General features: G+C 69.1%; 23 protein-coding genes and 1 tRNA gene. 17 read left to right on the top strand and 7 right to left on the bottom strand.

Going from position 1 to position 26366, the window contains the following annotated elements:
• Window positions 1-112: 112 nt before the first annotated feature.
• Window positions 113-1015 (bottom strand): exodeoxyribonuclease III, encoded by a 903-nt coding sequence (locus ABD732_RS05360; RefSeq protein WP_344781380.1) that lies wholly within the window; start codon window positions 1013-1015, stop codon window positions 113-115.
• A 64-nt stretch (window positions 1016-1079) separates the two neighbouring features.
• Here ABD732_RS05360 and ABD732_RS05355 point away from each other — a divergent pair, with 64 nt between their 5' ends.
• The 7 genes from ABD732_RS05355 to ABD732_RS05325 all read left to right on the top strand — a co-directional run bounded on the left by ABD732_RS05355 (window position 1080) and on the right by ABD732_RS05325 (window position 9385).
• Window positions 1080-2330 (top strand): pyridoxal phosphate-dependent aminotransferase, encoded by a 1251-nt coding sequence (locus ABD732_RS05355; RefSeq protein WP_344781378.1) that lies wholly within the window; start codon window positions 1080-1082, stop codon window positions 2328-2330.
• Between the two features lie 118 nt (window positions 2331-2448).
• A complete protein-coding gene (locus tag ABD732_RS05350; protein WP_344781376.1) occupies window positions 2449-4218 on the top strand; it encodes an SDR family oxidoreductase in 1770 nt (589 codons plus the stop codon).
• Window positions 4219-4254: 36 nt separating this feature from the next.
• Complete coding sequence (locus tag ABD732_RS05345) at window positions 4255-5151, top strand: metal-dependent hydrolase (protein WP_344781374.1); 897 nt, start codon at window positions 4255-4257, stop codon at window positions 5149-5151.
• 6 nt (window positions 5152-5157) lie between these two features.
• Window positions 5158-6285: a PDR/VanB family oxidoreductase gene (locus ABD732_RS05340; protein ID WP_344781372.1), complete on the top strand. Its 1128-nt coding sequence runs from the start codon at window positions 5158-5160 to the stop codon at window positions 6283-6285.
• A 42-nt stretch (window positions 6286-6327) separates the two neighbouring features.
• The gene (locus tag ABD732_RS05335) at window positions 6328-7095 is read left to right on the top strand and encodes a MerR family transcriptional regulator (protein WP_344781370.1); all 768 of its coding nucleotides are present in this window, start codon (window positions 6328-6330) and stop codon (window positions 7093-7095) included.
• Window positions 7096-7298: 203 nt separating this feature from the next.
• Window positions 7299-7850: a TetR/AcrR family transcriptional regulator gene (locus ABD732_RS05330; protein WP_344781368.1), complete on the top strand. Its 552-nt coding sequence runs from the start codon at window positions 7299-7301 to the stop codon at window positions 7848-7850.
• Between the two features lie 50 nt (window positions 7851-7900).
• The gene (locus ABD732_RS05325; RefSeq protein ID WP_425552999.1) at window positions 7901-9385 is read left to right on the top strand and encodes an MFS transporter; all 1485 of its coding nucleotides are present in this window, start codon (window positions 7901-7903) and stop codon (window positions 9383-9385) included.
• Window positions 9386-9407: 22 nt separating this feature from the next.
• On the opposite strand, the gene ABD732_RS05320 is transcribed toward ABD732_RS05325, so the two are convergent.
• Together ABD732_RS05320 and ABD732_RS05315 are read right to left on the bottom strand one after the other, a co-directional pair.
• Window positions 9408-10244: a bile acid:sodium symporter family protein gene (locus ABD732_RS05320; protein ID WP_425552998.1), complete on the bottom strand. Its 837-nt coding sequence runs from the start codon at window positions 10242-10244 to the stop codon at window positions 9408-9410.
• Window positions 10245-10420: 176 nt separating this feature from the next.
• Window positions 10421-10648 carry a hexameric tyrosine-coordinated heme protein gene (locus ABD732_RS05315; RefSeq protein WP_344781363.1) on the bottom strand — a complete coding sequence of 76 codons (228 nt, stop codon included), beginning with the start codon at window positions 10646-10648 and terminating at the stop codon, window positions 10421-10423.
• A 178-nt stretch (window positions 10649-10826) separates the two neighbouring features.
• On the opposite strand from ABD732_RS05315, the gene ABD732_RS05310 reads away from it, so the two are divergent.
• The gene (locus ABD732_RS05310) at window positions 10827-12224 is read left to right on the top strand and encodes a lipase family protein (RefSeq protein WP_344781361.1); all 1398 of its coding nucleotides are present in this window, start codon (window positions 10827-10829) and stop codon (window positions 12222-12224) included.
• A gap of 6 nt (window positions 12225-12230) precedes the next feature.
• Here ABD732_RS05310 and ABD732_RS05305 read toward each other — a convergent pair whose 3' ends face one another.
• Window positions 12231-13856, bottom strand: coding sequence for a DHA2 family efflux MFS transporter permease subunit (locus ABD732_RS05305; RefSeq protein WP_344781359.1), 1626 nt, complete (start codon window positions 13854-13856; stop codon window positions 12231-12233).
• Between the two features lie 139 nt (window positions 13857-13995).
• Here ABD732_RS05305 and ABD732_RS05300 point away from each other — a divergent pair, with 139 nt between their 5' ends.
• From ABD732_RS05300 to ABD732_RS05285, 4 genes are all read left to right on the top strand, one after another.
• On the top strand, window positions 13996-14946 hold the full coding sequence (locus tag ABD732_RS05300; RefSeq protein WP_344781357.1) for an acyl-ACP desaturase: 951 nt from the start codon (window positions 13996-13998) through the stop codon (window positions 14944-14946).
• Window positions 14947-15156: 210 nt separating this feature from the next.
• Window positions 15157-15906, top strand: a complete 750-nt coding sequence (locus ABD732_RS05295) for a GTP pyrophosphokinase (RefSeq protein WP_344781355.1) — start codon at window positions 15157-15159, stop codon at window positions 15904-15906.
• 84 nt (window positions 15907-15990) lie between these two features.
• Entirely contained in the window at window positions 15991-16464 is a 474-nt protein-coding gene (locus tag ABD732_RS05290; protein ID WP_344781353.1) for a flagellar basal body-associated FliL family protein, read from the top strand.
• Between the two features lie 90 nt (window positions 16465-16554).
• Window positions 16555-17646: a YdcF family protein gene (locus tag ABD732_RS05285; protein WP_344781352.1), complete on the top strand. Its 1092-nt coding sequence runs from the start codon at window positions 16555-16557 to the stop codon at window positions 17644-17646.
• A 27-nt stretch (window positions 17647-17673) separates the two neighbouring features.
• Here the strand turns inward: ABD732_RS05285 and ABD732_RS05280 are convergent.
• Window positions 17674-17747: transfer RNA gene (locus tag ABD732_RS05280), tRNA-Gly, on the bottom strand.
• Between the two features lie 119 nt (window positions 17748-17866).
• Here ABD732_RS05280 and dcd point away from each other — a divergent pair.
• Together dcd and ABD732_RS05270 are read left to right on the top strand one after the other, a co-directional pair.
• On the top strand, window positions 17867-18433 hold the full coding sequence (dcd, locus tag ABD732_RS05275; protein WP_344781350.1) for a dCTP deaminase: 567 nt from the start codon (window positions 17867-17869) through the stop codon (window positions 18431-18433).
• A 13-nt stretch (window positions 18434-18446) separates the two neighbouring features.
• Complete coding sequence (locus tag ABD732_RS05270) at window positions 18447-19478, top strand: superantigen-like protein SSL4 (RefSeq protein ID WP_344781348.1); 1032 nt, start codon at window positions 18447-18449, stop codon at window positions 19476-19478.
• A 16-nt stretch (window positions 19479-19494) separates the two neighbouring features.
• On the opposite strand, the gene ABD732_RS05265 is transcribed toward ABD732_RS05270, so the two are convergent.
• The gene (locus tag ABD732_RS05265) at window positions 19495-21096 is read right to left on the bottom strand and encodes an alkaline phosphatase D family protein (RefSeq protein WP_344782002.1); all 1602 of its coding nucleotides are present in this window, start codon (window positions 21094-21096) and stop codon (window positions 19495-19497) included.
• Between the two features lie 284 nt (window positions 21097-21380).
• Between ABD732_RS05265 and ABD732_RS05260 the strand changes: the two genes are divergently transcribed.
• The 3 genes from ABD732_RS05260 to ABD732_RS05250 all read left to right on the top strand — a co-directional run bounded on the left by ABD732_RS05260 (window position 21381) and on the right by ABD732_RS05250 (window position 25811).
• Complete coding sequence (locus tag ABD732_RS05260; RefSeq protein ID WP_344781346.1) at window positions 21381-22742, top strand: FAD-binding oxidoreductase; 1362 nt, start codon at window positions 21381-21383, stop codon at window positions 22740-22742.
• A 37-nt stretch (window positions 22743-22779) separates the two neighbouring features.
• Window positions 22780-24447: an SLC13 family permease gene (locus ABD732_RS05255; protein WP_344781344.1), complete on the top strand. Its 1668-nt coding sequence runs from the start codon at window positions 22780-22782 to the stop codon at window positions 24445-24447.
• A gap of 65 nt (window positions 24448-24512) precedes the next feature.
• On the top strand, window positions 24513-25811 hold the full coding sequence (locus ABD732_RS05250) for a family 1 glycosylhydrolase (RefSeq protein ID WP_344781342.1): 1299 nt from the start codon (window positions 24513-24515) through the stop codon (window positions 25809-25811).
• Window positions 25812-25885: 74 nt separating this feature from the next.
• Here the strand turns inward: ABD732_RS05250 and ABD732_RS05245 are convergent, their stop codons facing one another.
• Window positions 25886-26359 carry a hypothetical protein gene (locus tag ABD732_RS05245; RefSeq protein WP_344781340.1) on the bottom strand — a complete coding sequence of 158 codons (474 nt, stop codon included), beginning with the start codon at window positions 26357-26359 and terminating at the stop codon, window positions 25886-25888.
• Window positions 26360-26366: the final 7 nt, after the last annotated feature.

Genomic DNA, 26366 nt, shown 5'->3' with positions numbered 1-26366 from the left:
TTCGACGGAGCTCAACCGGCGACTCCGCTCAACCGGCGCTGGGGTGGGGTTTCGACGGAGCTCAACCGGCGACTCCGCTCAACCGGCGACTCCGCTCAACCGGCGACTCCGCTCAACCGGCGGCGAGGGAGCGGTAGCGGACGATCAGCGGGGCGTGGTCGGACAGGCGCTGGTCCGGGGCGGGCTCCTTGTCGACGGTCACCGACTCGGCGCGGCGGGCGAGGCCGGGGGTGGCCAGCTGGTGGTCGATCCGCCAGCCGACGTCCTTGGTGAAGCTCTCCCCCGCCCAGCTCCACCACGTCAGCGGGCCGGGGCGGTCGCCATGCAGGCGGCGCACCACGTCCACCAGCGTCCGCGGCCCGGTCACCGTGCCGAACCATTCGCGTTCTTCGGGCAGAAAGCCCTCCATCTTGCGGGCCGGCCGCCAGTTGGTGACGTCGTGCTCCAGGTGAGCCACGTTCAGATCGCCCACCAGCAGGAACTCGCGCCCGGCGCGCAGCGCGGCCAGCCGGTTGCGGTGCAGCTCGCGCCGGAAGCTGTCCAGGAAGCGCATCTTGCGGGCGTGCTTGGCGCCGCCGTCGGGCTTCTCCCGCATCGACCCGGGCCGCTGCAGGTCCGCCGGGAGACCACCCTTGGGCAGGTACAGACTGGCGACGGTGAGGGGCCGGTCGGCCAGATCCACCTCCACGTACCGGCCCTCGGCGGCGAACTCGCCCAGTCCGCGCGCCGTGGGCCCGGTGGTGCTCCAAGTCCGCACCGCGAGCGGTTCGGCTCTGGTCAGCACGGCGACACCGTTGCGCCCGGGGATCGATCCCACGTCGACGGCGGCGTGATAGCCGTCGAACTCGCCGACGTCGCCGATGCCGCAGCGCAGTTCCTGGACGGCGACCACCTCGGGCCGGCGCCGGGCCAGCCAGGCATCGAAGCCGCGGCGCCGCGCGGCACGGATCCCGTTGACGTTGAAACTGGCGACGTCGAAGGCGCCGGAGACCTCCGGCGTCGTGAGCTGCGTCATGCCCCTCACCCTGCCGTACCGGTCTCGGGTAATCCATTTGCCCCGGGCTGACAGAATCGAACCCATGAGCCGACCGCATGTATCGCACCAGAACCTCAACCTGCGCACGCTTGAGCAGTCCGACAAGCTCAAGAACGTCTGCTACGAGATCCGAGGACCGGTGCACGAGCACGCAGCGCGGATGGAGGCCGAGGGCCATCGCATCCTGAAGCTGAACATCGGCAACCCGGCGCTGTTCGGCTTCGAGGCTCCCGACGTGATCATGCGCGACATGATCCACGCGCTGCCGTTCTCCCAGGGCTACTCCGATTCGCTCGGCGTCCTGCCCGCCCGCCGCGCCGTGGTGACCCGGTACGAGCTGATCGACTTCCCGTACTTCGACGTCGACGACGTCCTACTGGGAAATGGTGTCTCCGAGCTCATCACCATGACCATGCAGGCGCTGCTGAACGACGGCGACGAGGTGCTCATCCCGTCGCCGGACTACCCGCTGTGGACGGCCATGACCACCCTGTCCGGCGGCACTCCCGTGCACTACCGGTGCGACGAGGAGAACGACTGGAACCCCAACCTCGAAGACATCGAGGCCAAGATCACCGACCGCACCAAGGCGATCGTGGTGATCAACCCGAACAACCCGACCGGCGCCGTGTACTCCCGCGAGGTCCTCGAGGGCATCACCGACATCGCCCGCAAGCACTCGCTGCTGATTCTGGCCGACGAGATCTACGACAAGATCCTCTACGACGACGCCGTCCACACCTCCATCGCGTCGCTGGCCCCGGACATGCTGGTGCTCACCTTCAACGGCCTGTCGAAGGCCTACCGGGTGTGCGGCTACCGCGCCGGCTGGGTGGTGATCACCGGCCCGAAGGAGCACGCGACGGGCTTCATCGAGGGCCTGCACACGCTGGCCTCGACCCGCTTGTGCAGCAACGTCCCCGGCCAGCACGCCATCCAGGTGGCACTCGGCGGCTACCAGAGCATCGACGCCCTGTGCGCCCCCGGCGGGCGCCTGCACGAGCAGCGGACGGTCACCTGGGACAAGCTGAACGAGATCCCCGGCGTCAGCTGCGTCAAGCCGATGGGCGCTCTGTACGCCTTCCCCAAGCTCGACCCGGAGATGTACGAGATCCACGACGACGAGAAGTTCGTCCAGGACCTGCTGCTGCAGGAGAAGATCCTGGTGGTGCAGGGCAGCGGGTTCAATCTCCCGGACACCGCGCACTTCCGGATCGTCACGCTGCCGTGGGCGCAGGACCTCACCGAGGCGATCGACCGCATCGGCAATTTCCTCTCGTCGTACCGGCAGTGATGCCGGCACCGGAGACACCCCGGCAGCACCCCGAACCGGGTGCTAACAGAAGCTAGCAGTTCACTGTTACGGGTGGTAACGTACACCGCACCAACCTCTCCGAGAAGGGTGCACAGACATGGTGTCGTGGAATCGCTCGACGGTGACCAGCGGCGACGTCGAACTCGCCGTCTTCGAACTCGATACGCCGGGGGCAGCTGAGAAGCGGCCGACCGTCGTGCTGGTCCACGGCTGGCCGGACACCCATCATCTCTGGGACCAGGTGGCGCCGCTGCTCGGCGACGACCTGCGCGTGATCTCCTACGACACCCGCGGCTACGGCGAAAGCACCAGCCCCGAGCAGGTGCAGGCCTACACGCTCGACCTCCTGGCACAGGACCTGTTCGCCGTGCTCGACGCGGTGAGCCCGGACGCGCCGGTGCACATCGTCGCCCACGACTGGGGCTCGGTGCAGACCTGGGAGGCCGTCACCACCGAGGGCGCGCACGACCGCATCGGCTCGTTCACCTCGGTGTCCGGCCCCAACCTGGACTACCTCGGCGAGTGGGCGCGCACCAACCTGTCCCGGCCCACCCCCGGCAACCTCGGCCGCGCCCTCTCGCAGGTCGCGTCGTCGGCGTACACCGCGTTCTTCCAGCTGCCGGTGCTGCCGCAGGCCTTCTTCTCCACCTTCGGCTCGGAGAAGAACTGGACCGAGTTCCTGCACGCCATCGAGGGCACCCCGCGCGAGAACGTGTCGTTCTCCCCCACCCTGCGCGAGGACATGGTCTCCGGGCTGCGCTTCTACAGCGCGAACATCCGCGAGAAGCTGGCCCGCCCCAACCCGCGCCCCACCGCGGTGCCCGTGCTCGAGGTGGTGAACGAGCGGGACATCGCGCTGCGTCCGGCGATCTACGAGCTCACCCACACACACGCGAACAAACTGTGGCGCAAGAACACCCGCACCGGCCACTGGCTGCCGTACACCAATCCGCGCTACCTGGCCGAGACCGCGCGCGAGTTCATCACGATGATCGAGAGCGGTGCGTCGAGCGCCCCCAACACCATCGACCGCGCCCGCCGCCTGGGACCGCCGCAGAAGCTGGGCGGCAAGCTCGCCGTCATCACCGGCGCCGGCAGCGGCATCGGCCGCGAAACCGCCTACGCCCTGGCGCAATTGGGCTGCGAAGTGGTCCTCGCCGACATCAACACGGCCGGAGCAGAGGAGACCGCCACCGAATGCAAGGCGTCGGGGGTGCTCACCAGCGTCTACCCGCTCGACGTCGCCGACACCCGGGCGGTGAACGAGTTCGCCGAGACGGTCCGCAAGAACCACGGCGTCCCCGACATCGTCATCAACAACGCCGGCATCGCCGTCGCCGGCCCGGCGCTGGCCGCCTCCGACGAGCAGGTGGACCGCCTGCTCGACATCAACCTGCGCGGCGTGATCTCCGGCAGCCGCGCCTTCGGCCGGCAGATGGTCGAACGCGGCGCCGGCGGCCACATCGTCAACCTGGCTTCCGCGGCGGCGTTCACCCCGTCCCGCGATCTGGGCCTGTATGCCGCGAGCAAGGCCGGCGTCCTGATGTTCTGCGAGTCGCTGCGCGCCGAGCTGGCCGAGCACAAGATCGGCGTCACCGCCATCTGCCCCGGCATCGTGCACACCAACATCACCTCGACCACCGAGATCGCCGGCACCGAGGACGAGGCCGGCCAACGCCGCCGGCTCGACGACTTCTACGCCAAGCGCGGCTTCACCCCCGACAAGGTGGCCCGCGACATCGTCAAGGCGATCCTGTCGAACAAGGCCGTGGTGCCGGTGACCCCGGAAGCCAAGTTCGGATACCGGTCGTACCGGTTCTTCCCCTGGGCCTCCCGAATCGCCGCGCGACAGAAGCTGACGAAGTAGATCTGTAAGCAGACCGGAAGAGTGAAGGAGTCGACGATGACTACCCACCCCACGCGTTCCACCCCGGACACCGATCCGGGCAAGGTCGAACTCCACGCCCGCAATGTGCAGTTCGACCTGTCGCAGACGCCGTTGCACTGGATCCCGGGCAACCCGGTGGCCTCCAACTTCATCACCGTCTTGAATCTGCTTCTCCCCGAGGGGGAGCGGTGGTTTGTGCAGACCTTCAACGAGGCGCTGCCGATGATCAAGGACGACGAGCTGGCCGCCGACATGCGCGGCTTCATCGGCCAGGAGGCCATGCACGCCGAAGCGCACGACAAAGCCGTCGACGAGTGGCTGAACCGCCACGGCATCGACACCGCGGCGTACCAGAGGCAGATGGAGTGGATCTTCCGCCGCGTCCTGGGTCCGCGCGAGGGCGGCACGCCCGAGCAACGGCAGAAACACCTGGTCGAACGCCTGTGGCTGATCGCGGCGGTGGAGCACTACACGGCGATCCTCGGCGACTTCGCCCTGAACTGCACGTGGGCCGAGAACGGCGCCGACCCCAACATGACCGACCTGTTCACCTGGCACGGGGCCGAGGAGGTGGAGCACCGCGCCGTCGCCCACGACGCCGCCGCCTACTTCACCGACAGCATGCTGCAGCGGGCCCGCGCGATGGCGATCGCCCTGCCGTTCCTCGCGGTGCTGCTGGTGCGCGGCTTCCGGTTCATCATGAACTCCGACGACTCGGTCCAGATCGGCATGATCGGCAAGTTCGCCGAGTACTTCCGGGGCAGCCACATCGGTGTGCTGCCGAAGATCCGGCGACTGCTGGCGGCCACGTTCAGCTACTTCAAGCCGAGCTTCCACCCGCACGACATCGGGGACACCGCCCAGGCCGTGGCCTACCTCGCTTCGTCCCCGGGCGCGCGCCGAGCAGCCTGACCGACCATGAACCACATCCTTCATCCGCACACCACGGAGATGACCACCGAGCCCCCGCACCTCTACGGGCGCTGGCAGCGCGACCCGCTGATGCGGGTCACCACCGGGATCCGCAAAGCCTGGTTCCCGTTCTGGAACACCTTCACGCGGCTGCACCCGCTGCCGGAGGACGACGGTCTGCAGACCTTGGAGATCGTCGACCGCGAGGTGGTCGCGCAGGACGAGAACGTCATCGCGCTCACCTTCGCGGCGCCCTCGCGCGCCGTTCTGCCCGAATGGTTCCCCGGCGCCCATCTGGACCTGCACCTGGAGTCCGGGCGCATGCGCTCGTACTCGCTGTGCGGGGATCCCGGCGATCGCCGCGCCTACCGGATCGCGGTGCGCCGGATCCCCGACGGCGGCGGCGGGTCCATCGAAGTGCACGACACCCTCGCCGTCGGCGACTCCGTGTCGATCCGGGGGCCGCGCAACGCTTTTCCGCTCGCCCTCCCCGGATTCGGGTCGTCCGCGCGGCGGCTGCGGTTCGTCGCCGCGGGTATCGGGATCACGCCGATCCTGCCGATGCTCGCCATGGCCGACCGGTACGGCGTCGAGTGGTCGATGATCTACTCGGGCCGCAGTCCCGAGTCGATCCCCTTCATCGACGAGCTCGCCCGCTACGGCGACAAGATCACCGTGCGCACCGACGACGTCGACGGCCTGCCGACCATGGACGAGCTGGTGGGACCGTGCCCGGCCTCCGACGCCGAACTGGCCGTGTACTGCTGCGGCCCGGTGCCCATGCTGGAAGGACTGCGGGCGCACCTGGTCGGCCGCGGCGACGTCGAACTGCACTTCGAGCGCTTCTCGCCGCCCCCGATCCTGGACGGCACCGCCTTCGACGTGGTGCTGAACTCGACCGGCGAGAAGATCACCGTCGCCGACGACGAGTCGACGCTGACCGCGATCCGCAAGGTCCGGCCGGCCGTCCCGTACTCGTGTCAGCAGGGGTTCTGCGGCACCTGCAAGATGCGCACCACCGCAGGAGCGGTGGATCATCGCGACAATCTGCTGACCGAACCCGAGCGCGCGGCCGGCTACTTTCTGCCGTGCGTCTCGCGGTGCGATTCCGGTGAACTGGCCGTCGACGCCTGATCAGCGCACGAACGCCCGGTCGACTCTGCGACAATCGTCGGCATGACCGAGTACCGGATCGACGACCTGGCCCGCGCTGCCGGAACGACGGTCCGCAATGTGCGCGGATACCAGGACCGGGGGCTGATCCCGAAGCCGGTCCGGCGCGGGCGGATCGCGATCTACACCGACGCGCACCTGGTGCGCCTGCAGGTGATCAACGATCTACTCAAGCGCGGCTTCACCATGACCCACATCGGCGAGTTCCTGTCGGGGGTGCAGCGCGGCGACGACATGCTCGACGTGCTGGGGCTGAAGGGCCTGCTCAGCGAACCCATCGCGCGGACGCCGTCCGAGAGGCTGTCGTCGGACCAGCTCCGCGACCAGCTCGACGATCCCGAACCCGAACTGCTGCAACGACTTCAGGGTTTCGGCCTGATCGAGCCGATCGGCGACGACGACCCGCCCGCCGAGTATCTGGTGAAGGACACCGAAACCCTGGACGCGTACCGCTCGATGATGGCGATCGGCGTCCCGCTGCGGTACATCCTCGGGCTGCAGAAACAGCTCGACGAAGACCTCGAGGCGGCGGCGCGCACCCTGATCACGGCCGGCCGGGCGGCGGTCACCGAGGGGCGGTTCGACGGCTGGATCCCCGAAAGCGACGAGGAGTCGGACTGGGCGGTGTCGTTCATCCGGCAGCTGCGCCACACCGGCCGGGTGACCGCCCACAACACCCTCAACCGCGCCCTCGACCGCGAACTCACTCGCCAGCTGGACGACTACCTCGCCATCGCCCGCGCCCGCCGCGACTCCGACCGCAGCGACTGAGCCCACCCGCCACCGCCCGTTGAGCCGGACGAGGCGTTAGCCGAGTCCGTGTCGAAACGGTCTCCACCGCCCGCCCGTTGAGCCGGGCGAGGCGCTAGCCGAGCGCGTGTCGAAACGACCTCGACCACCAAGGATGCCTCGACGCCCACGAAGGTGTACAAATGTACATGTACGTTTGTACAAGACGAAACGAGGTGGTCCAGATGGGTCGGCGAGACGAGATCGCGGCGGCGGCGGCGGAGTTGCTGCGGGACGGGGACGGCACGCTGACGCACCGTCGGGTCGCCGAGCACGCGCGCGTCCCCCTCGGCTCCACCACGTACTACTTCGCCTCCCTCGACGACCTCACCGCAGCGGCGCTGGAACACCTCGCCGCGCAGGTCGACGCCGACCTGGCCGAAACCGCCGAGAGCCTCGAGGCCGGCGACGGCACACCGGAGACCATCGCCGCGATCTTCCACGAGTATCTCTCCGACCAGGACCGGGTCCGCACCGAGACCGCGCTCTACTTCGCCGCAGTCGCCCGACCGGAACTCACCGGCCTGAGTCGCCGCTGGTTCGACGGCATGGTCGACATCCTCTCGCGCCTGACCGACCGCGAGACCGCGCAACTGATGGCCGTCTTCGTCGACGGCGCCTGCATGCACGCCGCCCTGCAGGAACGCCCGCTCGACCTGCCCGTCCTCGAGGGCCTCATCCGCACCCTGATGCACCGTCCCCCCACGTCCGACCACAGCGAAGCGAGGCAGTCGTGAACCTCCTCTACGCCCCCGCCGCCAAGTCCGACGGCACCCTCGTCGACGAGATGCCCGCGTGGCGCCGGTGGGCCTCGCTCACCGTCCTGTCGCTGGCCCTGCTCACCGTCGTGATGGACCTGACGGTCCTCAACGTCGCCCTGCCGTCGATCAGCGCCGAACTGAGACCCTCTGCCACCCAACAGTTGTGGATGGTCGACGCCTACTCACTGGTGCTGGCCGGCCTGCTGATCTCGATGAGCGGCCTCGCCGACCGCTGGGGCCGCCGGCGCCTGTTGATGCTCGGCTTCGCCGTCTTCGGCCTCAGCTCGCTGCTGATCCTGTGGGCCGACTCGTCGGCCGCGGTGATCGCCCTGCGCGCGCTGCTCGGCCTCGGCGGCGCCATGATCATGCCGACCACACTGTCGATGCTGCGCGTGGTGTTCACGCAGCCGCGCGAGCGCACCCTGGCGCTCGGCGTGTGGGCGGCGGTCTCGGCGGCCGGCGCCGCAGTGGGCCCCATCATCGGCGGCTTTCTGCTGGAACACTTCTCGTGGCACGCGGCGTTCCTGGTGAACGTGCCGCCGATGACGATCGCCTTCGTCGCCGCCGCACTGCTGCTCCCTGAGTCGCGGGTGGCCGTGACCGCCCGCTGGGACGCCGTCGGCTCGCTGCTGTCGATCGGCGGAGTGGCCACCCTGGTGTGGTCGATCAAGGAGTTCGGCAAGCACTTCGTCGCCGACGGCCTGGCCAACCCGGCCGCCTGGATCGCACTGCTGTGCGCCATCGCCCTGCTGGCGCTCTTCGTCGTCCGATGCCTGCGCCGCCCCGATCCGCTGCTGGACGTCCGGCTGTTCCAGCGACGACAGCTGACCGCCGGTGTGCTGGCCGCACTGTTCTCGATGGTCGCCCTCGGCGGCGGCCTGCTGCTCCTGGCGCAATGGCTCCAGCTGGTGGAAGGCTTCTCGCCGCTGCAGGCCGGCTATCGCCTGATGCCGTTCGCGCTCGGCGCGATCGTCACCTCCGTCCTCGCGCGATACCTGGTGGACCTGCTGGGTGCGCGCGCGGTGATGGGGCTGGGGCTGCTGCTCCCGGCGATCGGGTTCCTGCTGTTCTACGTCAGTCCCGAACCGCTGTCGTACCCGTGGGTCGCTGCCGCGATGCTCCTGCAGGGCGCGGGAGCGGGTGCGCTGGCGATCGGCTCGGCGATGATCATGTCCGGCAGCCCGCAGGACAAGGCCGGCAACGCCGCCGCGATCGAGGAGACCGCCTACGACCTCGGCAACGTCTTCGGTGTCGCCGTGCTCGGCACCATCGCCGCGGTCATCTTCAGCGCCAAGGTCGGCACCGGGGTGCCGGGCGCCGACGACTCGCTGGCTGCCGCCCTGGAGATCGCCGAGGCCACCGGATCGGCCGAGCTCGCCGCCACGGCGCAGGCATCGTTCACCGAGGCACTGAGCCAGGTGGGGCTGGTCGGCGCGGTGCTGCTGGCTCTCGCCGCCGCCGTCGTCTACCGGCTCACCCCGCGCGATCTGGACCTGGACGTCCAGCACTGACCGCCGAGGGGTGCGGGCGCGGTCAGGCGGTGACGTCGACGGGTTCGTCGTCGACGCTGCCGTGCCGCCGGCGGCTCACGATGGCACCGAAGGCCGGCGCCAGGATGTACATCAGGATCGAGTAGACCGCTGCCGGGATCGCGACCATGACGTTGTCGAGCACGCTCAGCGCGATGGTCAGCGCGATGGTGGTGTTGTGGATCCCCACCTCCATCGAGGTGGCGATGGCCTGCCGCTGGTTGAGCCGCAGGAGGAACGCCACGCCGTAGCCGCTGGACAGGCTGATCAGGCAGAACAGGCCGGTCACCAGCCCCACCTGCCGGGCGTAGTCGAGGACGTTCTCGCGTTCGCCGACGATCGCGCCGATGGTGACCGCGACCAGGACGACGATGGAGAAGATCCGCACCGGCCGGTCCGCGCGCTTGGCGAAGTCTGCCCAGCGCGAACGCACGATCATGCCGACCAGCACCGGCACCAGCACCAGCGCGATCACCTGCGCCACCTTGCCGAACTGCAGCCCCAGGGTGCCGTCTGCGTCGAAGTAGTTGATCGCCAGGTTGGTGATCAGCGGGATGGTGAAGGCGGCGAGCACCGAGTTGATGGCGGTCAACGTGATGTTCAGGGCGACGTCGCCGCGGAACAGGTGACTGAACAGGTTGGCGGTGGTGCCGCCGGGCGAGGCGGCCAGCAGCATCACGCCCACGGCCAGCAGCGGCGGCAGGTCGAAGGCCACCACGAGACCGAAGGCCACCGCCGGCAGGACGACGATCTGCAGGATCAGCGCACCGACCACGGCGCGGGGCGAGCGGGCCACCCGGACGAAGTCTCCGGTGGTGAGCGAGAGCCCCAGACCGAACATGATGATCGCGAGCGCAATCGGCAATCCGGTGGTGATCAGGGCAGAGTCTTGCACCGAGTGCTCCTTTCGTCCCGGTCACTCTCACACGGGACGGCACCCGAAAGCGGACGATTCGGCAGAACGGCTCATGTCGAACACACCGCGGCGGGCCGCGGCGGCCCGCCGTCGCCGCGAGGTCAGCGCCAGTAGTCGTTGGCGGCGGCCACCGTCTGGAAGTTCACGGCCACCACCTGCGACCCGGCGATCAACGAATCGGCGTTCTCGGCGTAGTCCGGGCGCAGTCGATGGAGCACCTCGCCGTCGGGCTGTGTGTACTTGACGCCGCGGCGGCTCAGCGTGATGGCGAGCTCGAATCCTTCCTGAGGACCCGCGGTGATGAGGCTGGTGAGCCAGGTGTCGGTCATGTCGAACCCCTTTCGCTGCTCCCGGCGCCGTTGCCGGATTTGCAGGAACCACAATTCAGTTTATCCCGTCCGCCGAGCCGGTGTCCCGCTAGACGCAAGGCCGGAGCGGGCAGAATATTCACGGGATCGATACCTGTCCGGGCACGGAGCGCGGCGGTGCAGCCGTTACCGTTGTCCAATGCGTCGTTCCCCCATCCGCACTGCCGTGGTCGTCGCCGCCATCGCCTTGGCGGCCGCACCGGTCGTGGCTCCCAGCCATGCGGAACCCGCTCGTCCGACGCCGCCGAACCTACGCCCGCTGCCCGGCGAGGTGATCGACGGCATCGACGAGGTGGTGCCGCCCGCCGACGTTCCGCGCCTGAAGAGGATCCCCCAGCGCGCCCAGGCGCCCGGCTATTCCCACGCCACGCTGGAGCTGCGGGAGGCGACGCTGCCCGACCCGATCGGCGATCCGATGTTCGATCGCTGGCCCGCCGACCTGGACAAGCGGGAGAACGGCGACGTCCTGGCCACCCGGGACGTCACCGGCACCACCGGCTTCCTGGTGACCGTCCCGATCCGCAGTGCACGCATGCTGAAGTTCCGGTCCACCGACGTCCAGGGACAGCCGATCTTCGGGACCGCGACCGTGATCGAACCGCGGGAGGCCTGGAAGGGCGACGGTCCGCGGCCGATTCTGGTGAACAACGTGCCGATCAACGGCCTGGGCACCGAGTGCACCGCCGGTTACACCCTCACCAACGGCTTCTCGGACAAGACCAACCAGACCGACCTGTTTCCGCCGACCACCCAGCTGGCCCTGTCCCGCGGCTACACCGTGATCGTCCCCGACCACGAGGGACCGCGGCAGGCGTACGCCGAGCCGACGCTGGCCGGGCACGTCGTCCTCGATTCGGTACGCGCCGCCGCCAAGTACGCGCCGAAGAAGTACGCCGACAGCCGCGTGGCGGTGACCGGCTACTCCGGCGGGGCCATCGCCACCAACGGCACCGCGAAGGTGCTCGGCGAGTACGCCCCGGACCTGGTCGACCGCATGGTGGGCGCCGCGCTCGGCGGCGTGCCCGCCGACTTCCGGATCCTGGCCGGCGCCATGAACGCCAACATCGCTACCGGCGTCATGCTCGCCGGGACGCTGGGCGTCGCGCGGGAGCGGCCCGAGATCCTGGAGATGACCAACAATCTGGGCGAATGGCTGGCGACGTCGTCGTTCAAGGACGCCTGCGGCTCCGACTACGGCATCGCCGGCCCGCTGCAGTTGCCTGCGCAGGTGCTGTCCAAGGACAAGGACCCGTTCAACTCCGAGGTGGCCGAGAAGGTCTACCGGGCCACGCAGATGCCGGACACCAAGTCCGCGCTGCCGCTGTACATCTACCACGGCACCCAGGAGATCTGGATTCCCGTGCAGGGGGCCCGCAACCTGTACGCCGAGCAGTGCAAGCTCGGCGCCGACGCGGTGTACCGGGAGGTGCCCGGCGAGCACCTGTCGGCGGCGGTGATCGCCTACCCGGAGGCGATGGACTGGCTCGACGCCCGGCTGCAGGGCAAGCCGGCCGTCAGCGAGTGCCGCACGTCCTGACCGCGCTCAGCCGCCGACCGGTTCGGTCCGGCGGCTGACGAACCACACCACCGTCGACGCGAGCAGCCCGAGCAGCAGCGCCCCGACCGTCGCGTACAGGGTCCAGCTGGTGGCATCGGAGAAGGCGTTCGACAGTTCCCGGACCATGTCGTCGGTGCCGTCGTGCGTGCGCAGTTCGGCGATGACGCCGCCGGCCGACTGCCGGGTCGCATCGGCCATCTCCGCGGCCGGCCCGGTGAGCCGCCCGAGGGCGTGTCCGAGGGCGACCGACAGCACCGCCCCGGCCACCGCCGAACCGAAGGCCGCGCCGACCTGGCGGACGGTGCTCTGCGTGGCCGAGCCCTGGCCGGAGGCGTGCAGCGGAATGTCGCGCAGGACGGTGCTGGTCAGCTGCGCCGACGCCAGGCCCAGGCCCACGCCGTAGATCAGCAGGATTCCGGCGATCGACCACGGCGACGATTCGATCGTCACGGTGATCGCCAGCAGCAGCACGCCGATCACCTCCAGGACCAGACCGACCAGCACCGTGCCGGTGGCGCCGATCTTCGCGGCGAGGTGACGGGCCATGGCACCGGAGACGAAGGCGCCGGCCGCCATGCCGGCCATCACGAAACCGGTGTTGAGGGTGCCCAGACCGACGGCGTTCACCAGGTACAGCGGCAGCACGAAGATCAGGCCGAACTCGCCGATGGCGATCATCATCGCGGCGACGTTGCCCCAGCTGAAAGTGGGGATCCGGAACAGGTGCAGGTCCAGCAGCGCCGATCGTTTGACGCGTGCCCGGTGGCGTTCCCAGAAGACGAACAGGACCAGTGCCGCCAGGGCGATCACCAGCAGGATCGGCACGATGGAGATCGGCATGTCCTTGCTCCAGGTCAGGCCGAACAGGTGCAGGTCGGCCAGCGGAGTCCACCAGCCGAGGGTGGAGCCTTCGATGACGGCGAAGACCAGCGCGCCGAAGCCGATCGCCGAGAGCAACAGACCGTCGACGTCGAAGCCGCGGCCCTTGTCGGCCGCACGGGTCTCCGGGACGACGATCAGCGCGGCGATCACCAGGACGATGCCGACGGGCACGTTCACCCAGAAGATCCAGCGCCAGGAGAAGCTGCTGGTGAGCCAGCCGCCCAGCAGTGGTCCGAGTGCGGCGGCGCCGGAGATCACGGCACCCCAGACACCGAACGCGGCGGCCCGACTCTTCCCGCGGAAGGTGTCGCTGACCGTCGACAGCGTCGACGGCAGAATGGCCGCGCCGCCGATCGCCTGGATCACGCGGGCACTGATCAGGTTGGTCACGTCGTTCGAACTGGCGGCCCAGATGCTGCCGGCGACGAAGAAGACGATGCCGAGGATGAACAGGCGCCGTCGCCCCACCCGGTCGCCGAGGCTTCCCGCGGTCAGCAGCAGTGCCGCGAACACCACCGAGTACAGCGAGTTGACCCACTGGGCGTCGGTGAGGTCCAGCTTCAGCTCGTTGATCATCGTGGGCAGCGAGACCGCGACGATGGTGCCGTCCATCACGATCATGGCCAGTCCGACGGCCAGCACCACCAGTGCCGCCCAGCGGTTGTGCCTCAGATCAGACGGTTCTGTGGCGGCCGACTCGGCAGCGCCCAAGTCACTTGTGGCAGACATGATCTCGACAGTATCCACGATCCCCCGGCGCCCCATCCATCGAAAGGTTGATCCTGGTCCAGCGGTTGCGACGCCTCCACCACGTGGCCTAGTGTGCGGTCAATCACATTTCACGATCAGGACCAGGAGGCACCAGCCCGTGCCGGCAGATCTGACTCAACTCCAATTGCTCACCGAACTGGAACCCACCGCCGAGAAAGAGCTGAATCGCCACCTGTCTCTCGCGCGCGAATGGCATCCGCACGACTACGTCCCCTGGGATAAGGGACGCAACTTCGCGGCGATGGGCGGCGAGGACTGGGATCCGGAACAGTCACAGCTGAGCGAGGTGGCCAAGGCCGCGATGACGCTCAATCTGCTGACTGAGGACAATCTGCCGTCGTACCACCGGGAGATCACCGAGTACTTCTCACCCGACGGCGCGTGGGGTACGTGGGTCGGCCGCTGGACGGCCGAGGAGAACCGCCACGCCATCGTGATGCGGGACTATCTCGTCGTGACGCGCGGTGTGGATCCGGTCGCGCTCGAGAACGACCGGATGACGAACATGACCAAGGGAGCGCACTCCGACGATCTCAACGGACTGCTCCGCGGCGTGGCGTACGTGACCGTCCAGGAACTCGGCACCCGCGTCAGCCATCGCAACACCGGCAAGGCGTGCAACGATCCCCTCGCCGACAAGATGCTCCAGCGCATCGCCGCTGACGAGAACCTGCACATGATCTTCTACCGCAACATCTGTGCGGCGGCGCTCGACCTGGCCCCCGACCAGGCGATGGAGGCGATCACCTCGGTGCTCACCAACTTCGCCATGCCGGGTATCGGAATGCCCAACTTCCGGCGCATGAGTCTGCTCATGGCCAAGTACGGCGTGTACGACATTCGCCAGCACCTCGACGACGTCGTGTGGCCCGTCATGCGCAAGTGGGGCATCTTCGATCGCACCGACTTCGGCGCCCGCGGAGAGAAGTCGCGCGAGGAACTCGCCGCCTGGCTGGAGCAGACCGACAAAGAGGCAACGCGGTTCGAGGAACAGCGCGACCGCTTCCTGGCGCGGGAGGCCGCCAAACGCGAGCGCGTCGACGCCTGAAGCCTGTGGGCCTGCGGGGAGAGACCGTGTGCACCCACATGGGCGCGAACGGCGGCTACAAGTGGGTAGGTCACGCCGCCGACTCGGGCGAGGTGCACAACATCGCTGAATCGTGCCATCACCCGGACGACCAAGGTTGAGCTTTTCGTGCCGTCGTGGGCACGTTGCCGCCCGCAAGGATCGACGCGTGCCGTCAGTACTGTCGATGGCATGGATTCAGCTGATGGTCCGGCCTGGAGCGACGATTCCGCCGCGCGGGTGACGCCCAGGGCCTGCGCCGGGCGCGAGACGTCGTCGGAACTGGTGTCCGCTCTGGAGACCCTCGTCGAGTCCCGGGGCGAGCTGCAAGAGGTCTGGCGGGAACTCAGTATGTTCCGCCTCCGCTACAAGTTCGCCATCGACGAGCTGACGACCAAGATCGACATCCTGCGCGAGGAGTTCGCCGAGACCCACGATCACAGCCCGATCGAGCACGTGCGCTCGCGCCTCAAGTCTCCGCAGAGCATCGTCGACAAGGCGCGCAAGCGCGGCGCGGACGGTTCGCTGGAACAGGTCGCCGAGGCCGTCCAGGACATCGCCGGGGTCCGGGTGGTGTGCCCGTTCGTCTCGGACGTCTACTGGATCAAGAAGATCCTGACCGAGCAGCCCGACATCACGGTGCTCGAGGTGGAGGACTACATCGCCGCACCCAAGCCGAACGGCTACCGGAGCCTGCACCTGATGGTCCAGATCCCGGTGGCCCTGTCCGACCGCACGGAGCACATTCCCGTCGAACTGCAGATCCGCACCATCGCCATGGACTTCTGGGCCAGCGTCGAGCACCAGATCTACTACAAATACGACGCCGCGGTGCCGCCGAGTCTACTCGGCGAGCTCGCCGAAGCCGCCGACACCGCCGCCGACCTCGACAGCCGGATGGCGCGCCTGCGCGGCGAGATCCGCGGCCTCCGCGACGGTTAGGCCGCAGCCCGCGTTCGGTCGTACGTCGGGTTCGGTCGTAGGTCGGTGACAGACTGATCGGGACGACGTTCCGAAGGGGGCACCATGGCGCGCGACGGCAGATCCGGGGTACTGACCGCGATGCTCGGCATCCTCGCCGCCGTGCTCCTGGCGGGCGTCGGTGTGGCCGTGACGCTCATCGTCATGTCCGGCGACGACGAACCGGCGGCCGCACCGCCGGTCACCGAGACCGTCGTCGAATCGGTTGCGCCGCCACCCCCGCCCCCGGTCGAGACCGAGCCGGCGTACGTACCGCCGGCGCCCACCGGCTCGGCGGTGGTGCAGGGTGGACCGTGCTTCGAATCGGAGGTCCGCAGCTTCGGCACCTCCGCCGACGGGCAGAGCCTGGTGTGCATCTATGCGGGTGGCGACGGCTACGCGTGGGTCAGGCACGCCGCCAACTCCGGCGAGGTGCACAACATCGGCGACCCGTGTAGCTCCCCGGAGGATCAAGTGGCCGTCGATCCGTCCGGTCGGGCCATAATGTGTGGCGGCTCGGTCTGGACCGCCGGGCCGTAATCGGGTGCTCATCGAGGGCTGACGTCACGGTCCGGTACACCGTCTCGGTAAGGTCACTGACGGCAGCTCACCCGATACGAAATTGCCGCAATGACGATCGCGACGATCTGCTTCGGAATTCTCGCACTGGTGTCGTGGGCGATCACCGGCATACGGATCGCGCGCGAACCCCGGCGAACCGGTCACGGCATGGCGCTCATCGGCTGTGTCGTCGCCACCTGGATCTTCCTCGTCCTCGTGGCGTCCATAGCGTCTCCCGAGTCCGATCTCACCGACATGGCGGTCTTCGGACCGATCGCACTGGTGCTGCTCGCGCTTCTTGCGGCAGGCGTCTACTTGCTAGTGAACGCGGTGACAGTGGTGCGCCGCGAGGGGCTTCGGGTCGCCACCCTGGTTCCTGCCGTGTTCGGTCTGTTCCTCTTGATCGTGCTCGTCGCGACGATCGCCACCGCCGCGGCCCTGCTGTCGGCAGGCTCGTACACGGCCATCGGACTCCTCGTGACGTTCGTCGTGATCCCGATCGCGATGATCGTGATCGCTCTGGTCGGCTACGCCGCGTACGCGGTCCTCTACGGACGCATCGGCAGACCGGTCCGATCGGACGCCGTCGTCGTTCTCGGGTCGGGCCTGTCCGGTGACAAGGTGACGCCCCTGCTCGCCTCCCGCATCGATCACGGGATCGAGATGCTCTCCGCCGCTGCAGGACCCGGACGCGAGCCGCTGCTCGTCCTGTCAGGCGGCAAAGGCGACGACGAGGTGATCTCCGAAGCCGAGGCGATGGCCCGCTACGCGCTGAGCGCCGGCGTCGACGAGGATCGGATCGTCCGCGAGGACACGTCGACGACCACCGAGGAGAACCTGGTCAACACGCGCACCGTGCTCGCCGAGCGCGGACTCCCCGCGCCGACCCTGACCGTCGTGTCCAGCGACTTCCACGTCCTGCGCGCTGCCTCGCTGACCCGCCGGCTCGGCCTCGATGCGACCGTCGTGGGCGCACCGACCGCACGGTATTACGTGCCCGCGGCGTTCCTGCGCGAGTTCATCGCCTGCCTCGTCCACTACCGTCGCGCGAACCTGATCGTCTGGGCGGGGATGTCGTGCTTGGTGTGGGCGTTCCTCGCGCTCGTCTGGTACCTGAGCGGAACCCAGACCGAAGTGGTCGATGCCCTGCGGAGTCCGTGAACGCCGCGTCGTCACCTGCGGCGATGGTGGAGCCGATGACGGGAATCGAACCCGCACTCTCAGCTTGGGAAGCTGATGTTCTACCACTAAACTACATCGGCGTTTCGCGGCCCGACCACCGTCGACGGGGACCTGGCTGCGCTCGCTAGAGTAGCAAACCCCGGCCGGGAGGATGCGGCCAGGAGGATGCGGAAGGCCCACGTCGGATAACCTCGACCCTGTGCTGCTCTCCGACCGCGACATCCGCGCCGAAATCGACTCCGGGCGTCTGGGGATCGATCCCTACGAGGCCGACCTCGTGCAGCCCTCGAGCGTCGACGTGCGGCTCGACAGCGTGTTCCGCGTCTTCAACAACACCCGGTACACCCACATCGACCCGGCGCAGCGCCAGGACGAGCTGACCACCCTGGTGGAGCCGACCGCGGGCGAGCCCTTCGTGCTGCACCCCGGCGAGTTCGTGCTGGGTTCCACCCTGGAGGTGTGCAGCCTGCCCGACGACCTCGCGGGCCGCCTGGAGGGCAAGTCGTCGCTCGGTCGCCTCGGCCTGCTGACCCACTCCACCGCCGGCTTCATCGACCCCGGCTTCTCCGGGCACATCACGCTGGAGTTGTCGAACGTCGCCAACCTGCCGATCACGCTCTGGCCCGGGATGAAGATCGGCCAGCTGTGCCTGTTCCGCCTGTCGTCTCCGGCGGAGAATCCGTACGGCTCGGCCGCGATGGGCTCCAAGTACCAGGGGCAGCGCGGCCCGACGCCGTCGAAGGCCTACCTGAACTTCCAGAAATGACTTCGCTGCCGACATGACCGTTCCGACTCCCGACCGCCCCGCCTGGCTCGAGAACTTCTCGATCCCGGCCGGCGCTGCGGGAGCGGTGCTGGCTCTGAACTTCGGCGACGACGGTCTCTGGGCGGCGCGCCTGGATCCCGACCTGACCGTCACTCAGACCGTGAGCGAACCGCGGATCACCCCGACGGTGCTCGACATGCGCATCGCCGGCTACCTGCGCGACAGCGAAGCGGTCTCCGGAGCCGCGGACCCGGAGAACTTCACCGAGCTCCTCGATCTCTGCCGGCGCGCACGGGACTCCCTGATCGAGCGCGACAGCGTCCTGCTGATGGGCACCGGCCGGCTCCGGCTGGTCCCGGTCACCCTGGACACCGTGATGGCGGCGACGGTGCCGGAGGTCAATCGCGCCCACGGCCTGATCGCCGAGCTGGCCGGCCGCGAACCGGTGGCCGCGGTCTTCCTGGGCCCGGGCACCGACGACTGGCCCGGGCTCTGGGAGTCCCTCACCGACCGGGGCTTCTCGATGCTGCTACCCGGCGATCCGTTCCCCCCGACCTTCGCCGGCGACGACGACACCACGCACGCCTTCGAGGCCGTCGCCCCGGAACCGTCGTCGCTCGCGTGGGCCGCTGCCCCGGCCGCCGAGGTGCCGGCCGCCCGGACCCGGAACCCCCGGCGCAGCAAGGTGATTCTCACCGTCGCGGCGCTGTCGATCATCGCCGTCGGCGGAGTCGGCGTGGCCGCGGCGACCCTGCTGGGCGACGACCACCCCACCCCGTCCACCCTGTCCACGGCGACCGCCGACGAGACGGCCGAGGAAGTGGCCGACGGCGACACTCCGGCCGCCGCGCCCCCCAGTGAACTGCGCGCCGCCCGCGCGACGATGAAGCGCTACACGCCGCCGCCCAGCCCCACGGCCACGTCGGCGCCCACCCAGACCACCGAGGCCCCGCTCGGCCCGCGGCCGCGGCCCACCACGCGTCCCGACACCCGGCGCACGCTGCCGAACCCGATCCCGGGCCTGCCGCCGATCGTCATCGGCTGACGCCGCGCGCCGGTTCCTAGGCCGGCCGGGACACCCGGGTCAGCCGCCGCGAACCGGAGGCCACCCGCCACGACTGCGCGTGCCGGAACGGCGAACGGCGCACCGTGCGGTCGGCGACGAAGTACCAATCCATCTGGGTCGCAGCCGGAGTCACCGTCAGCACCGAGTAGCCGTGGGCGTCGGTCTCCACCCAGCGCGTGTTCCGGTTGGTCGCCATCAGCGCCGCCGCCGCCGGGGTCCCCAGCGTCTGCTCGGGCACCGAGACCATGTCGTCCAGATTGTTCGACGACACCGAGGTGACCACGAACTCGGTCGCCACCGTGCCGGCGCCCGGATAGTTCGCCGGCTCGCGCGGCACCTCGCACGCCCACGACATGTGGATGTCGCCGGTGATGAAGACGGCGTTCTTGCGCCCGCTCCGCTCGATCGCCGACAGCAGCGTCTTCCGGTCGGCGGTGTATCCGTCCCACGCGTCGGTGTTCAGCGGCACCCCGTCCGACGGCAGACCGAGCAGCTCGGTCAGGATCCGGCTGCGTTCGGGATCCAGCGGCGGCAACAGCACCGGCGAGATCATCACCGGATTGCCGATGATCTGCCAGGTGGTCTGTGAGGTCTCCACGCCGCCGGTGAGCCACCGCATCTGGGCGCGGCCGGTGATCGAGGTCGACGCCGAATCCGCCTTCGGCGAGGTCATCGACACCTGCTTGTCGCGGTAGGTGCGCAGATCGAGCATGGACAGTTCCAGCAGCCGCCCGTACCGCAGTCGCCGGTACAGGTGCCGCCCGGTGCCGCTGATCTGCGGCCGTACCGGCATCCACTCGTAGTAGGCCTTCTCAGAGTCGGCCTTCCGCGCGGCCCACGAGCCCTGGCGTGCGGGGTCGTGGTTCTCGGCGCCGCGAAGCCAGGCGTTGTCGGCGGACTCGTGATCGTCCCAGGTGCAGATGAACGGGTGCGCGGCGTGCGCGGCCCGCAGATCCGGGTCGGTCTTGTACTGCGCGTGCCGGATCCGGTAGTCGGCGAGCGAGACGATGTCGTGCGCGGGCCGATGCGTGCGCACCGAACCCGACTTTCCGCCGTACTCCCCGGCCCCGTACTCGTAGATGTAGTCGCCGAGGTGCACGACGGCGTCGAGGTCGGACCGCTCGGCGAGTTCCCGGTACGCGCCGAAGTAGCCTGCTTCCCAGTTGGAGCAGCTCGCCACCCCGAACTTCACCCGAGCGACGTCGTCACCGTCTGCCGGCGCGGTCCGGGTCCGGCCGACCGGCGACACCGTCCCCGCGGCCGCGCCGTCGAGCACCCGGAACCGGTACCAGTACCGCGTCTTCGGCGTCAGGCCCGCCGCATCCACCTTCACCGTGTGATCGCGGGCCGCGTCGGTGACGACGGTGCCGGTGGCCGCGATCGCCGAGAAGTCCGCCGCCGGCGAGAGCTCCCAGCGCAGGTTCACCGGGGCGCCGCGGCCGGAACCGGCCGTCGCCTCCGGCGTCGGGGTGACGCGTGTCCACACGATCACGCGGTCCGGCAGCGGGTCCCCCGAGGCCACTCCGTGGGCGAAGACCGCGGCGCTGCCCGGCCGGCCCACCGCCCGGGGAGCGGCGGCCAGGCCCACGCCCACCATCCCGGCACCGGCGGCGCCGACGAAGGTGCGGCGAGAGAAGTTGGCAGAGAGCGGATTCGGCACGCAGGCCAGCGTCGCAGCGGGAGCTGGATTCGCGGTGACCGCACGGTGACGCCGGCCGACCGGCCGGCGACATGCCGGTGAACATCGGGCGGCCTCCAGGTTTTGGCGCTCGGAGAGACCGCCACGGTCGGTTCAAGCGCCGAGATTCACGTCCGTGATCGCCTCGACGGGTTTCGATCGACTCCCGGACCGCCCACCACGATTTCTGACACCCTGGACAGATGGTTGACGTCAGTAGTCTGATCGCCGCTCTGCCGGACAAGACGGTGGTGACCGACCCGGACATCCTGGCCGCCTACCGGCAGGACCGGGCCGCCGATCCCACCGCCGGAACCCCGCTCGCGCTGGTCCGCGCGCAGAGCACCGCCGACGTGCAGACCGCCGTCCGCTGGTGCGCCGAGCACGCCGTCCCGATCATCACCCGCGGCGCCGGCACCAGCCTGTCCGGCGGGGCGACGGCCGTCGACGGCGCCCTGATGATCACCACCGAGAAGATGCGCGGCGTCACCATCGACACCGCCACCCGCACCGCGGTGTGCGCCCCCGGCATGTTCAACGCCGAGGTGAAGGCGGCGGCCGCCGAGCACGGCCTCTGGTATCCGCCGGATCCGTCGTCGTTCGAGATCTGCACCATCGGCGGCAACGCGGCCACCAACGCCGGCGGCCTGTGCTGCGTGAAGTACGGCGTCACGGTCGACTACGTCCTCGGCCTCGAGGTGGTCCTGGCCGACGGCCGCGCCGTCCGCCTCGGCGGCAAACAGCTCAAAGACACCGCCGGACTCTCCCTGACGCGGTTGTTCGTCGGCAGCGAAGGCCTGCTCGGCATCATCACCGAGGTGACCGTCCGCCTGCTGCCGGCGCAGAACGCGGCCTGCACCGTGGTCGGGATCTTCCCCACCGTCCACGACGCCAGCAAGGCGGTGCTCGCGGTGACCTCCCAGACCCGCCCGGCGATGCTCGAGTTCATGGACCAGACCACGATCGGCGCGGTGGAGGACATGCTGGCGATGGGTCTGGACCGTACTGCCGGCGCCATGCTGATCGCCCAGTCCGACGCACCGGGACCGGCAGGCATGGCCGAGATCGCCCTGATCGAGCAGGCCTTCCGCGACAATCGCGCCGACGAGGTCTTCACCACCGACGACCCCGACGACGGCGAGGCCTTCACGGCCGCCCGCCGCGCCGCCATCCCCGCCGTGGAGCGGCACGGTTCGCTGCTCCTCGAAGACGTCGGGGTGCCGCTGCCGGCCCTGCCGGACCTGGTGGACGGGGTGGCCGCGATCGCCGCCGCACATGACGTCACCATCGCGGTGATCGCCCACGCCGGCGACGGCAACACGCATCCGCTGATCGTCTTCGATCCCACCGACGACGACGAGGCCCGCCGCGCCCAGTCGGCTTTCGACGAGGTGATGGGGCTGGCCGTGCAGATGGGCGGCACCATCACCGGCGAGCACGGCGTCGGCCGGCTCAAGAAGGGCTGGCTGCCCGCGCAGCTCGGCGACGACGTGATGGAGCTGACCGCCACCATCAAGAACGCCCTGGATCCGCAGGGCCTGTTCAATCCGGGCGTCCTGCTCTAGCCGGTCGGAGCGAGCAAGACCGCCGGGGGGCGAACTGATGGCGATACTGACAGCGGTGATCGTGGTCGCGACGCTGATCGCGATGACCAGCGGCCGGGTTCCGGCCATCCTGGCGCTGATCATCGCGCTGCTGGTCGCCGGGATCGCCGGCATCGCCACTCCCGCCGAACTGTTCTCCGGCCTCAGCAACGGCGGCGTCATCACCATCGCCGCGATGCTGGTGATCGCCAAGGGTGTGCTCGCCACGGGTGTGATCTCCCGCGTCACCTTCCGCCTGCTGTCCGGAGTGCGGACCTCGGCGCAGACCCTGATCCGCCTGATCCCACCGGTCGGCCTGATCAGCTCGCTGATCAACACCACGCCGATCGTCGCGATGCTGATCCCGGCGACCAAGGAACTCCAGCAGCGCTCCGGGATCCCGGCCCGGTCGGTGCTGCTGCCGGTGGCCCACGCCACCACGCTGGCCGGTTCGATGACGCTGATCGGCACCAGCTCCAACCTGATCATCGCGGGCATGGCGCAGGAGGAAGGCGTCCGTCTCAGCATGTTCTCGTTCGTGCCCGTCGCCGCACCGGTCGCCCTGGCCGGCTGGATCGCCATCTTCGTCAGTTCCCGATACCTGTTGCGCGGCAAGGCCCGGATCAAGGAGAAGGAGCTGCGCTGGCGCACCGAGATCCCGGTCTCGGGCAAAGCCGTCAGCGTCGGGCGCAACGCCGCCGAACTCGGCATCGCCAAGACCGTTGAATACGAGTTGATCGACGTCCGCCGCTGGGGCGAGTCCGTCGTGCTCGACAGCCCCATCGAAGAGGGCGATATCCTGGTGTACCAGGCCACCGAGGCCGGCGTCCGCATGCTGTGGACCAGCCCCCGCTTCGGGCTTGCGCCGCACCACCTGTTCGCGGTCACGGTGAGCTCCAACGATGCGGGCAGCATCCGGGACCTGCAAGACGACGAGGACTTGCTGGTGGTGGCCGCCGAGACCGCCAAGCGCTTCCGCGACACCCCGCTGCGCCCCGGCGCGACGGTGTTCGTCTCGACATCGTCGCGGGAGGTGCTGAACAATCACCCGTTCGTCGGTCTCTGGCAGGACGCCGCCGGTAAGGCCCCGCAGCCCGGCAAGACCTGGATCGCCCTGGGCATCCTGACCGCGGTGGTGGTGGCCGCATCCTTCGGGCTGGCCCCGGTGGAGCTGATCGCCGGGACGGGCGCGGCCGCCATGGTGGTGAGCGGCGTCCTGACGCCGAGGTCGGCGGTGCGCGCCCTGGACTGGAACATTCTCGCGATCATCGCCGGGTCCATCGGGCTCGGTGTGATGGTGATCGAGAGCGGCCTCGGCGGCTACATCTCCGGCGGCATCATCGAGCTCTCCTCGGGCAGCCTTCCGCTGATGGTCGCGGTGATCGCGATCGGCACCACGCTGCTGACCAATTTCGTCACCAATGCCGCCGCCGCCAGCATCCTCACCCCGGTCGCGATCTCGATCGCGCACAGCATGGACCTCAATCCGGTGCTGCTGCTGATCTTGATCGGTACCTGCATCTCGTTCACCTTCCTGAACCCATACAGCCACCAGTCGAACCTGATGGTGATGGAACCCGGCAACTACACGACGACGGTCTTCGTCAAATTCGGCGTCCCGATCACCCTGGTGGGCCTGGCGACCGCGTTCGCCGTCGCCTGGCCGATGCTGGCGTTCTGGCACTGAACTTCCCCGCACCCGATCTGTGAATATCGGACATCCCCCGGCCCCGGGTAGGCCAGACTCACGGCATGCGAACCTCTTTGCGGACGACGACGTTCGCGACAGTGCTGTGCCTGGTCGCGACCCTCATGGCGATGCTGCCGGCCCGAGCGGATGCCGCCCCGGGGCTGCCCGACGACTTCCTGTGGGGTGTGGCCTCCTCAGGCTTCCAGACCGAGGGCTCGTCCCCGGACAGCAACTGGCGGCGCTATGCGCGCTCGGCCGCCACGCACGACGACATCGGCACGTCCGTGGACTTCCGGCACCGCTATCGCGAGGACATCGCGCTGGCGAAGGCGCTGGGCGCGAAGGTCTATCGCGTGGGAATCGAGTGGGCGCGGTTGGAGCCGTCGCCCGGCCGCATCGACCAGGACGAGTTCGCCTACTACGACGATGTGATCGCCGAGATCACCGCGGCGGGCATGCGCCCCATGCTGACCCTCGACCACTGGGTCTATCCGGGCTGGATCGCCGACCGCGGCGGCTGGGCCGATGCGCGGACCCCGGCGGCGTGGCTGCGGCACCAGCGCCGCGTGGTCGACCGCTACGCCCACCATCATCCGCTGTGGATCACGGTGAACGAGCCGGCGGCGTACCTGATGCAGGAGGTGCGGTTCGGCGGCCTCGCACCGCAGCTGGCACCGGTGATGCTCGACCGCCTGGTCCACGTGCACCGCGAGATCTACGACCACATCCACCGCCGCGACCCCGGCGCGATGGTCTCCTCGAACACCGCGTACATCCCCACCGTGCAGCCGGCGCTGGACACGGTGTTCCTGGATCGGGTGCGCGACAAGCTCGACTTCGTCGGCTTCGACTACTACTACTCGGTGAGCCCCACCGAACTCGGCGCCGCGAACATCATCGCGGACCGCTCCTGGGAGGCGCCGGTGTCCGCGGACGGCCTGTACTACGCCTTCCGCGACTATTCGCGGCGCTACCCGGGCAAGCCGCTGTACGTGATCGAGACGGGCATGCCCACCGAGAACGCCCGGCCGCGGCCCGACGGCTATCGCCGCGCCGACCACGTGCGCGACCTCGTCTACTGGACCCAGCGGGCCCGCGCCGACGGCATCGACGTGATGGGCTTCAACTACTGGAGCCTGACCGACAACTACGAGTGGGGCAGCTACACACCGCGTTTCGGCCTGTACACGGTGGATGTCAAGACCGATCCGTCGCTGCGCCGCAAACCGACCCCCGCGGTGGCTGCCTACCGCAAGATCATCTCCGCCAACGGGGTGGGGCCGGCGTACCGGCCGACCCGGCCCGCCACCTTCTGCTCCCTGGTGGCCGCTCCGTCGAGCTGCACCCAGCCGGTGCGCTGAAGAGCAGCGAAATAGCGGGGACAGAGGGAGATTCCCTCTGTCCCCGCTATTCGTCGGCTGTCCGTTCGGTCCGGTCAGTTCTGCGGGGCGTCCCCGGTGATCTCGCAGACCCACTGACCGTCACTGGTGGCGATCAGATGGCCGGGCGCACCACTCTGGTCCGAGCAGGGATGGCCGCCCGGATCGTCGTCGTGATCGGCGTGCCGCTGGGCGTCGGCCTGCGGGGCGTCGCCGGTGATCTCGCAAACCCAGCCGCCGCCGCTGCCGGCGATCAGATGGCCCGGGGCGCCGCTCTGGTCGGTGCACGGATGCCCGCCCGGATCGTCGTCCTGCTCGGGCTGGGGCTGTGCCTTCGGCTCCACGGGTGCCGGCGTCGCCGCAGGTGACTCTTCGTCGGTGACGGTGGTGGTCACCTCGCTCGGGGCGGACTCCGAATGCGACGCCGGATGTGAGCTGTGGGTGGTACTGGTGTCCGAGTCGGTACTGCCGCAGGCTCCGACCACCAGCATCAGCGAGAAGGCTCCCGCGATGATCGCTGACTTCTTCATGGAGGTA

Source organism: Gordonia caeni, assembly GCF_039537105.1.
GTDB classification, from domain to species: domain Bacteria; phylum Actinomycetota; class Actinomycetes; order Mycobacteriales; family Mycobacteriaceae; genus Gordonia; species Gordonia caeni.
This window is presented reverse-complemented; position numbering and strand designations above follow the sequence as displayed.